The organism is Sandarakinorhabdus sp. (assembly GCF_031430775.1).
GTDB lineage: Bacteria > Pseudomonadota > Alphaproteobacteria > Sphingomonadales > Sphingomonadaceae > Sandarakinorhabdus.
On sequence record NZ_JANPCD010000153.1, the window covers coordinates 1 to 10,024 of the forward strand.

Here is a 10,024-nt window from a genome sequence, read left to right on the forward strand (position 1 = left end):
CGACTGCATCGATTGACTTTGAGCCTGCGCCAGCGCCGCGTCGATCATGTCGACAAACTGCCCCCCCGGCACCGCCCGCACCGCATCGGCCCAGCCATGGGCGGCGTTGCACGGCATCGCCAGCACCTGCGCGCCGCTGGCCACCAGCCGCTGCGCCATACCGGCCAGCACCGGCCCCGGCGACGGCCCGCCGGCCAGTGCGGCATTGCGGTCTGGCACATGGGGGTTGCTGTCGACCAGCACATGCGGATGGTCGCTGTCGCGCACCGCGCCCGCCCCGGCCACCAGCCGCGCCAGAAAATCCGCCGTCGCTGCCGGACCCATGCCGCCGACCACGCCGATTGTGCGCCACAGCGGTGCGGCAGGCACGGGTTTGGCCATCAGTTCAGTTCGGGGTTGCGAAGATCGCCGGCAAAGGCCGACAGCGACGGGCTGCCACCTGTGTGCAGGAACAGCACGCGCTCGCCTTTGGCAAATTCGCCGCGCTGCGCCAGGCCGATCAGCCCGGCCATCGCCTTGCCGCTGTAGACCGGGTCCAGCAACACGCCTTCCAGCCGGGCCAGCATCCGCACGGCGGCCACCATCTCGCGGCTGGGCAGCGAATAACCGGGGCCGACCCAGTCATCCAGCGCGACGACATCATCGGCAACAGGTGATGCGGCGCCCATGAACGTCGCCGTCTGCTGCGCCAGTTTGAGGACATTGGCTTCTTGTTCAGCGCGCGGCCGGCGCACGTTGATGCCGGTGACCGGATTGCCGGCGCCCAGTGCCACCAGCCCGGCCAGCAACCCGGAATGGGTGCCGGCGCTGCCGGACGCAACGACGATGCGATCGAACGCCAGTCCCATGTCAAAGCTCTGCGCCATGATTTCCTGCGCACAGGCGGCGTAACCCAGCGCGCCCAGCGGGTTGGAGCCGCCGCCGGGGATGATGTAGGGCACGCCGCCTGCCGCCGTCACCGCTGCTGCATCGACCGTCATTTCGGCCGCCAGATCGGTGCCGGCCGGGACCATGCGCACCGAATGCGCGCCCATCAGGTCGAACAGCAGATTATTGCCAAGCGCAGCGGTGTCGAAACTGCCGGCGACGCGTTCCTCGATGACCAGCCGGCATTTCAGCCCCTCGCGCGCGGCGGCAGCAAGAGTCAGCCGGCAATGATTCGATTGCGGCGCCCCGACGGTCACAAGTGTGTCGGCGCCCTGCGCAAGCGCGTCGGCGACCAGGAATTCCAGCTTGCGGGTCTTGTTGCCGCCGCCAGCAAGGCCCAGCAGGTCGTCACGCTTGATCCAGAATTCGGCGCCGCCAAGCGCCGCGGACAGGCGTGGCAGCGGCTCGATGGGCGTGAAGCCATGGGTGTAACGGCGGCGGGGAAAATGTGCGAGGTTCATGGTGGCGGCTTGTGCCTGTGACTATGCGGCAAAGCAACCGCGCAGACGGCGCAAAAACCGGCTATAGTGCTTGAATGGAAAATTTTGACACGCCCGTTGCCTTTGCCCTTGGTTGGGGTGTTGGGCTGTGCCTGATTGGCGGCCTGATGACGCCGCGTGCAGATTGGTATGCACAGCTGCGCAAACCCACATGGCAGCCCCCCGGCTGGCTGTTCGGCCCCGCCTGGACGATCATATTGGGCCTTTCAGCATGGGGCGGCGTCATCGCCTGGGAGGCCGCGCGTGGGCCGGCAGATGAACGCGCCATCCTGATCCTGTTCGCGGTCAACGGTGTCTTTCACCTGCTATGGAGCCCCTTGTTCTTCAAGGCACAGCGCCCTGACTGGGCGCTGGCGGAGGTTCCGTTCCTGTGGGGATCCATCCTGGCACTGGTGGCCGGGCTCTGGCCGATCGCGCCTGCAGCCGCACAGCTCAGCCTGCCCTATCTCGCCTGGGTGAGCTTCGCGGCGGTTCTCAACTGGGCAGTCGTCCGCCTCAACCCCAGGCCGGTCCTCGCCTGACCAACTTGCTGGTCATGCGATTTCTGGCGGATGCAAATGATGCGCATCGCAGGCAATGTCAGTGACCGGAAACCAGTAATCGGCGGTTTGAACGCAGAATGCCTGCGCGAGACGCCGGACCGCATTGGCAAAACACCACCGCTATTCGGCGAGATGCATGATCGCCCTGGTTGCGGGCCACCAATTGCGCGGCATGCCCATGGTTCATCGGCGCCAACGTGTTCGTTGTCTTGCTCATGCCGGCTCCCCCCTGCCTGGAGCTGGAGCTGCCGGCAAATCCGGCGCGGTTCTCTCCACCGATCCGCATTGAATTTATCAACCCATAGTTGGCACCTGCAATGCCAAAAAACAATAGCGATCGCGCGTGTTTCACATTGAACCTACCGAATACAGACGAAAATACTCAGGCGGCCTTGGTTCATGAATTTAAATGCCCTCATGCTACCGCGCCCGAGTTGTCGCAGCTGCTGTTTTCAGCTATCATCACTGATATCGGCTGGAGTTGGTGGGCATGGCGAGTCGTGAGACCCTTTCGCGCACGATTGAACTGGTCATCATCTTTGGCCTGGGCGCTTGCTTGTTCGCGCCAGTAGCAGCGGAGCCTGCCTCGCCTGCGCTACGTGCTCCCACATCGCCTTTCGCAGTCAACACACGGTTGACGCCTATTCCGGCCACATTTGCCCGCGTCGAAGATGATGCGAAGTGCCGTTCGTGGTGTAGCGCGTTTCATCCCGGTGAAGTGGTTACCGAGATCAGCTGGCCAGAAGCCGATACTGCCGACCAGCCGGATGCCGACGCTCGGCTCGACATCACGGCGGCGGCTGCGGGGGTGGCGGGCGCGAACTTTGCCACGGTTCGGCTTGCCGCCGTGCCCATGGCGACAGCGCGGGCCGAAGGTGGCGTGGATCTGGAGATGGTCAAGACTCGAATGGCGCCAGCCCTGCTGCAACCAGTTGAAAATGGACGGATCATGGCAAGGCCGGCGAAAGTGCGCACACTGTCCGGCGTTCTTCGCCGCCGAGACATGGTTGCACGTCGTTTGCCGAATGCTGATCGCACACGCGCCAATGCAGGCGGCGAGGGACTGGGGATGTTGCAGACCGCTACGGCCGTCGTGCAGCAGCACCGCAGCGAGCGGGGACGGTTGGTCCATGTGTTGACGCTGGAGGGGTTGGAGCCGGGCCTGTCCTACGAGTTTGCGGTGCGCACAAAGGCGATGGCAGCGCCGGCTCTGAACCTGTGCCGGATCCCGGTGTGCCCAACAGACATGGTGGCGACACCGCCCAGATAAAGCGGATGAGGGGGACTTATGCCGGGTGTGTTGAGGCAGTTCGCGCGTCTTGGCGCCCTGTGCGTTCCGATCGCCCTGTTGAGCGCTGCGGCCACGGCCCAGGTCAACTGGCAGGTGCAGAATATCAGCCCTGTGCAATCCAACCTCGACGGCGCCAATCCCAACAGCGCCAGTGGCGGGCGCGTCAATCAACTGGGTGTGAACCCGGCCAATGCGCAATCTGCACTCGCTGCCAGCGAATGGGGCGGGCTGTTCAGCACGGCGGACGGCGGTCGGAATTGGGCCCATGTGCAGGGACACGCCCCGCAAGCCACCTGGGACGTGGAGTTCAACCCCGGAAACACCAACACGGTGTTCGCGACGTCGCTGTTCGATGGGCGGGCCACCGGTTCGCGATCGGGCATCAACGCAAGTCGTGATGGCGGGATCACCTGGGCGGTGCCCGCAACCGCAAGGCCCGCTGCGGCAGCTTGCCGGCGCGCGATCGACCTTGCAGAGCCAGCAGCGTTCGGCATCGCCATCGATCCATCGAACAACAACCGCATTTATGTCGGCACGAACTGCGGCCTGGCGGTCAGCACCGACAACGGGTTTTCCTGGACGTTTCGTGACCCGACACCAGCGACAGCGGGCGGACTGCGGGTGGTTGATGTGTTTGTTCACGCCAACGGCACCGTGGATGTCTGCGGCGACGAAGGCCACCAGCGGTCGACCGACAATGGCGCCACCTTTGTGGAGGGAGCAAATACCGAACCCCGCGGCACATGTTCTATCGTCGGATCGCCCGATGAGACCAATACGCTGTTGATGGTGGTCGGCACCAATCTGCTGGAAAGCCGCGATGGCGGCGCCAGTTGGCCGACCCAGTTCAACGAGCCAGGCAGCCAGGGGCGCATACCGTTTCTCCAGGTGAACAACCGTGCCGGTGCCGATTTCGATGTGTGGTTCGGCGATACCCAATTGTTTCGCATTCCGTGCCGCACGCCGGCTGCAGGCAGCACGGCGCGTCGTTGCCCAGACGCGCCGAATTGGGTGAACGCGCAGTCCGGCGGACACTGGGATGTCGGCGATATCGCCTTCGGCACCGGCGCCGTGCGATGCCCGATCCTTTTTTCCAACGATGGCGGCGTCTATTTCAATACCCGCACAGGCGCCAACTGCCATGATCCCGTTTGGGAACAGCCCACCACGACCGTCACAGCCATGTGGCTGTGGGACATGGCTGGCAGAATACGCCCCGCCAATGGCGAGGAAGGCGTCTATTTGGGGCAACAAGACACCGGAGGGTTCGGCAGCCGCGATGCAGCGCGGGCGGCCCCGGCCTGGAATGCGCCGTCATGCTGCGATATCTTCGACGTCGAAGTGGAAGCGGCACGCACCGTCTTCACCGTGTGCTGTTTCAATCCAGGCCGCGCAACGCAAATGTTTCGCGGCAACGACACAATGGGCGGCGGCGGCCAGATTCCCACCTATCCCCCCGGCAACCTCGTGACCTTTCAGGACGGGGATTCGATCAGCAACTATGCGCCCAACAGCTATGCTGCGGTGACCTCTTCCGGAATCTTCTTCACGGGCAACATTGGTGGCGCCACCATCACCTGGCAGGCGCTGGGCACCAACCAGCCCGCCAATGTCTGCGGCGTTACCAGCGGTCGGCGAGCCGACGGCACGCCGGTGTTCTTTGCGCGGTCGGGTGGCAATGCGTGCAGCATTGTCGGCGGCGGGTCGGGTGCCATCTGGCGGCATGATGGCGCCACGACCACCGGCGACTGGGTGCGGATACAGCGGGCCGGCAACAGCAATTTTGGCGTGTTCACCGTCAACACCGAGAATACCAGTCAATTGTTGGCCAACGACATGAGCGGCGCTGCGCCGGCGATGGTGACCAGTACCGATGGCGGCAACAGCTGGACAACGCTGCCTGCGCTCGATGCGCGCCTTGCCGGTGACGGCGCCTTCCAGGCGCAGGTGCAGAACGGCGCCCCGATCAACGGTTATCCCCAAGCCTCGCTGGCGGCGATCAATCCGCTCAATGCGGCGATGATGTTGGCCGGTGGACAGGATTCGGGTTTGTTCCTGACCGCCAATGGTGGCCGGAACTGGACGATTGTCAGCGATCCACGCACTGCCACGGCCCTGCACCCGCACGTGTCGCGGCCGTTGTTCGCGCATTTCGAACCATTGGGCAGCGAACGATGGAACGTCTATGTCGGCGCGCGTGGTCGCGGTGTCTGGCGTATCGGCGTCGACGTCGAGAATCGGTGGGGTGGGGCCATCTGGCAAAGCACGGGCGTCGCCTGCACCGGCGATAATTGCCCGGGCTGGCGCCGTTTGGACAACAACATCGCCACGGTTGCTACCGTCGCTGCCGGCGGCCAAGTGTACCAACTGCATCTGAATGGCAGGATCTGGCGCGGTACCGGTGCTGCCTGCGACGGCGATACATGCCCGGGCTGGCAACAGCTTGACAACAATCCGCGCACTATCGCCATCGCTGCGGGCGGCAATAGCCTGTACCAATTGCACAATGATGGCCGCATCTGGCGCTTTACGGGCACGGCGTGCACCGGCGAAAGCTGCCCGGGCTGGACCTTGCTGGACAACAACCCGCGCACGGTGTCGATCGTTGCAGGCGGTGGCAGCCTGTATCAGTTGCACCGCGATGGCCGCATCTGGCGGTCCACCGGCACAGCATGCACGGGTAGCGGTGCCAGCCTGAGTTGCCCGGGCTGGGCCTTGCTGGACAACAATCCACGCACGGTGTCGATCGCAGCCGGGGGCAGCGACCTGTATCAACTGCATTTTGATGGCCGCATCTGGCGATCGACAGGCACAGCCTGCACGGGCAGCGGGGCCAGCCTGAGTTGCCCCGGCTGGAGCTTGGTCGACAATAACACGGCGACGGCCGACATCGCCGCCATTGGCGGTCTCGTGCAGCGGCATCGCGGTGGGTGGCTGTGGCGTGCGACCGGCACGCCGTGCACCGGATCCTCCTGCCCCGGCTGGCAACGGATCGACAATAACCCGGCGACCGTCATGATGCCGGGCCTGAACCAGCAGATGCATCACGACGGCCGCATCTGGCGCTTTACCGGCACGGCGTGCTCGGGTGACAGCTGTCCGGGCTGGGCATTGCTGGACAATAATCCCCAAACACGTGTGCCGGTGGCGTCGGACGGCAACACCAGCCAGTTGTTTCAGCTCCACGCGCCGGCACTGTTCCAGCGCCATAATGATGGAGCAATCTGGCAGTCTCGCGGACGGCCCTGCGCCGGAGAATCCTGCCCGCATTGGCAACGACTGGACAATAATGCTGCCACCCGCGCCATTGTCGCCAGTGCTGGCCGCTTGTACCAATTGCATGCCAATGGCCGCATCTGGCGGTCAAATGGACAACCGTGCACCGATGATCTCTGCCCGGGCTGGACCCTGCTCGACGCCAACCCTGCGACGCGGGGCATAGTGGCCGGCGGCGGCCAATTGTACCAGCTTCATGCCGACGGTCGCATCTGGCGATCGAACGGCCAACCATGCACGGGCAGCGGTGCGAGCTTGTCGTGCCCGGGCTGGGTGCTCCTGGACAACAACAGTCGTGCAGCACAAATCCTCGCGAGTGGCGTCCAACTGTATCAACGCCACGCCAATGGCGCATTGTGGCGTTTCACCGGCGTCGCTTGTACAGGCAGCGGCGCCAGCCTGTCGTGTCCCGGATGGGTTCCCATCGACAACAATCCCCGCACCACCCGCATCACTGGAGACAATGGGCGGCTCTATCAACTGCACAATAACGGCCTGATCTGGGAGTTTACCGGCAGTCCCTGCAGCGGCTCCGGTGCTGCGCTGTCCTGTCCTGGTTGGCGATTGCTCGACAACAATGCTGCCACGGTGGACATTGTTGCCGGTGGCAATGAACTTTATCAGCGGCACACCAACGGTCGGATCTGGGAGTTTACCGGCGCGCCTTGCACCGGGGCGGGCGCCGCAATCGCTTGCGGTGGATGGCGTCTTCTGGACAATAACCCTGCAACCCGGGAACTGGCTGCCGCCGGTGGCCAACTGTGGCAGCGGCACGCCAACGGCACTGTCTGGCGCTCTGATGGCCGGCCCTGCACCGGCAGCGGCGCCAGTTTGTCGTGCGCTGGCTGGGTTCGGCTGGATAACAACAGCCGCACGGTGGAGATCATCGCCAACCGGCAGTAATTGCCGATATTGCCCCAACAGCCGGCCCGCAGTTCCGAGCCGATTGCTACCCTGCAAGCAACTGAAGTTGCAAAAGAATGCCAGCTTGCAAATTCTCCTGGTCGGAGATCCACTCGTGCAGTGAAGGCGTGGTGCCCGGGGGCGGATTTGAACCACCGACACGGGGATTTTCAAGCCGCTATAAGTTTCGGCTTCTCAAAGACATGCAAGCAAAACACCCCTTTTAGCGCCTGTGTCGCATCAATAGGTTACGCCCGATCGACAAAACGCCCCGCGCCCTCCCTGGTGCGGGCCGCATGAGCCTTGCCCGGTCAATCACAACAAGGCTCGGGGGCGAGTGGCGCGGCGATCATGGGGCCGTGCCTGGGCCGGGCCATAGCAAGGGCGATCGAAGCGTGACCGTGCGCGATAGCGCCACGGGTGACGACATCATCATTCATTCTTTCGCGGGTGAAGATTGGAAGGCGATCAAAGACGCCTGGCGCATAGACGGCACCCTTCCTGAGCGACCGGCGCCCTCGAGCCCCGCGCAGGTGAGCCGGGGACCGGGCCGGACTGTCGCCAGCTTCGACTATCGGCAGGCTGATGGCGAGATTGCCTTTCGGATCGATCGGGTTGAGCCCGGCCGCAACGGGCGGAGAAAAGACTTCAAGGTTTCGCATCCTGCCGGCCCTGGCCGGTGGGCAGCGGGCTTGAACGGCTTCGCGCCCCTGCCCTATCGCCTGCCCGATCTTATCGCTTCCGATCCCTATGAGCCGGTTTTCATCGTCGAAGGTGAGAAAAAGGCCGATGCGCTGGCCGCGCTGGATTTGCTGGCAACGTGCAACCCTTTCGGGGCCGGCAAGTGGCGAGCCGACTTCGCCCCCTATTTTGAGGGCCGGCGCGTTTTCATCCTGCCCGACAATGACCCGCCTGGGCGTGCACATGCCGATGACGTCGCGCGCCAGCTCGCCGCCAGCGCCGCCACTGTTGCGCGCATCGATCTTCCTGGGTTGCCTGATAAGGGGGACATTCTCGACTGGCTTGCGGCGGGCGGGAGTGCTGAGGCGCTCTTGGACTTGTGCGCAGCGCAGCCCGCTGTGAAGCCGCTGGCCTTGCCGATTGTCTGCCCGGCCGACTGGGAAGGGCGCGAACCGCCCGTGCGGGAATGGCTGATTGAAGGTTGGCTTGCGCGGGGCAGCGCGGCCTTCCTTACGGGTGACGGGGGCGTAGGAAAGTCGCTGTTCACGCAGCAGCTCGCCACCAGTCTTGCGGCTGGCGTCGATTGTCTCGGGCTTCCTGTCGCGCAAACCGTGGCGCTCTATGTCACCTGTGAAGATGACATGCACGAGCTGCACAGGCGACAAGCGGCGATCAATGCCCGGCTTGGCCTGTCGATGCGCGACCTGGCCGGCCGGCTGTTCCTGGTAAGCCTGAAGGGCGAGCTCGGTAGCGAATTGGTGAATTTTGACGCGGCCGGCGCGCTCGAGCTCTCGCAGCGATACCGCGACCTTGAATCGACGGCGCGGGCGATCGGCGCGGGCTTTGTGGCAATCGACAACGTTGCCCAAACCTTCACGGGGAACGAGAACGTCCGCAATCAGGTTGCCGGCTTCTGCAATGTCATGGACCGGCTTGCCATGGCGATCGGCGGGACCGTGCTGTTCCTGGGCCATCCTTCAAAGGCCGGCGCGGAATTCAGCGGCTCGACTGGCTGGGAAGCGCATGTTCGCCAGCGCCTCTATCTCGACTGGCTCGACAAGGGCGCGGGTGTGTCTGGGGACCGTGACGGGCGGGTGTTGAGACGATCGAAGGCTAACTATGCGCGTGCCGGTGCTGAGCTCGATTTTCGATGGCACGCGGGCGCGTTTGTTCTTCCGTCGTCCCTGCCCTCCGATGCCGGTTTCGATGATGAAGCCGCCGCGCAAACTGAGCTCGAGGAGCGGACTTTTCTCAGGTGTCTGGCGATCCGGACCGGACAAAAGCGGCCGGTGTCGCACAGTCAGAACGCTGCAAACTTCGCCCCCAAGGTCTTTGCCAAGATGCCCGAAGGCCGGCGCGTGGGCGGGACTGCTCTCGCCGCCGCAATGGAGCGGCTGATGAGAACGGGCCTGGTGGAACGAGCCACGGCCGACGATCCGCTATGGCGCGGGGAGGACCGCAAGCCGGTGTTGGGGCTGCGGGAAAGGCAACCGGAATGACCGCGCGGGGGACTGGAAACAGGCGCGCGTGGGTCATGACCGCCGATCGTCATGGGCCTGCGGAAGGTCTGCGGGAAGGTTGCGGGAAGGTGCGGGAAGGTCTGCTGCAAGCCATTGATTTTGCTTGCGGAAGGTTATTTGCGGGACAGTTGAGGGAAGGTGCGGAAGGTCACCACCTAAGTCATTGTTTTTGTTTGCGGAAGGTCTGCGGGGCAGTTGCGGTAAGGTTGGGGGTGGGGACCCCCCCTCTAGGGGGGGTCACCCACTCAACCACCAACCTAGCGCGCGTGCCTGGCAAGGCAGGCTGAGCCGTTCAGCCGATCGAGTGACAACCACCAGTGCCGGCAGAGCCGACCAACCATGAGGAAATGACCATGAAGAACGATAACACCGCCGTAATGGAGC

Annotated in this window: 6 protein-coding genes; 4 read left to right on the plus strand and 2 right to left on the minus strand. The window is 64.1% G+C overall.

Annotation, left to right across the window (positions count from 1 at the left end; genetic code table 11):
* A partial coding sequence (locus RMQ73_RS09725) for an aspartate/glutamate racemase family protein (RefSeq protein ID WP_310497999.1) occupies positions 1 to 381 on the minus strand: 381 nt, incomplete at its 3' end.
* Positions 381 to 1,388, minus strand: coding sequence for a D-cysteine desulfhydrase (locus RMQ73_RS09730; RefSeq protein WP_310498000.1), 1,008 nt, complete (start codon positions 1,386 to 1,388; stop codon positions 381 to 383). The genes RMQ73_RS09730 and RMQ73_RS09725, both read right to left, overlap by 1 nt.
* 74 nt (positions 1,389 to 1,462) lie before the next feature.
* On the opposite strand from RMQ73_RS09730, the gene RMQ73_RS09735 reads away from it, so the two are divergent.
* The 4 genes from RMQ73_RS09735 (at position 1,463) to RMQ73_RS09750 (ending at position 9,619) form a co-directional block, all read left to right on the plus strand.
* Complete coding sequence (locus RMQ73_RS09735; RefSeq protein ID WP_310498001.1) at positions 1,463 to 1,948, plus strand: TspO/MBR family protein; 486 nt, start codon at positions 1,463 to 1,465, stop codon at positions 1,946 to 1,948.
* A gap of 511 nt (positions 1,949 to 2,459) precedes the next feature.
* Positions 2,460 to 3,239, plus strand: a complete 780-nt coding sequence (locus tag RMQ73_RS09740; RefSeq protein WP_310498002.1) for a hypothetical protein — start codon at positions 2,460 to 2,462, stop codon at positions 3,237 to 3,239.
* 78 nt (positions 3,240 to 3,317) lie between these two features.
* Positions 3,318 to 7,439 (plus strand): sialidase family protein, encoded by a 4,122-nt coding sequence (locus tag RMQ73_RS09745; protein WP_310498003.1) that lies wholly within the window; start codon positions 3,318 to 3,320, stop codon positions 7,437 to 7,439.
* A 395-nt stretch (positions 7,440 to 7,834) separates the two neighbouring features.
* Positions 7,835 to 9,619, plus strand: coding sequence for an AAA family ATPase (locus tag RMQ73_RS09750; RefSeq protein WP_310498005.1), 1,785 nt, complete (start codon positions 7,835 to 7,837; stop codon positions 9,617 to 9,619).
* The last annotated feature ends 405 nt before the right edge of the window (positions 9,620 to 10,024 follow it).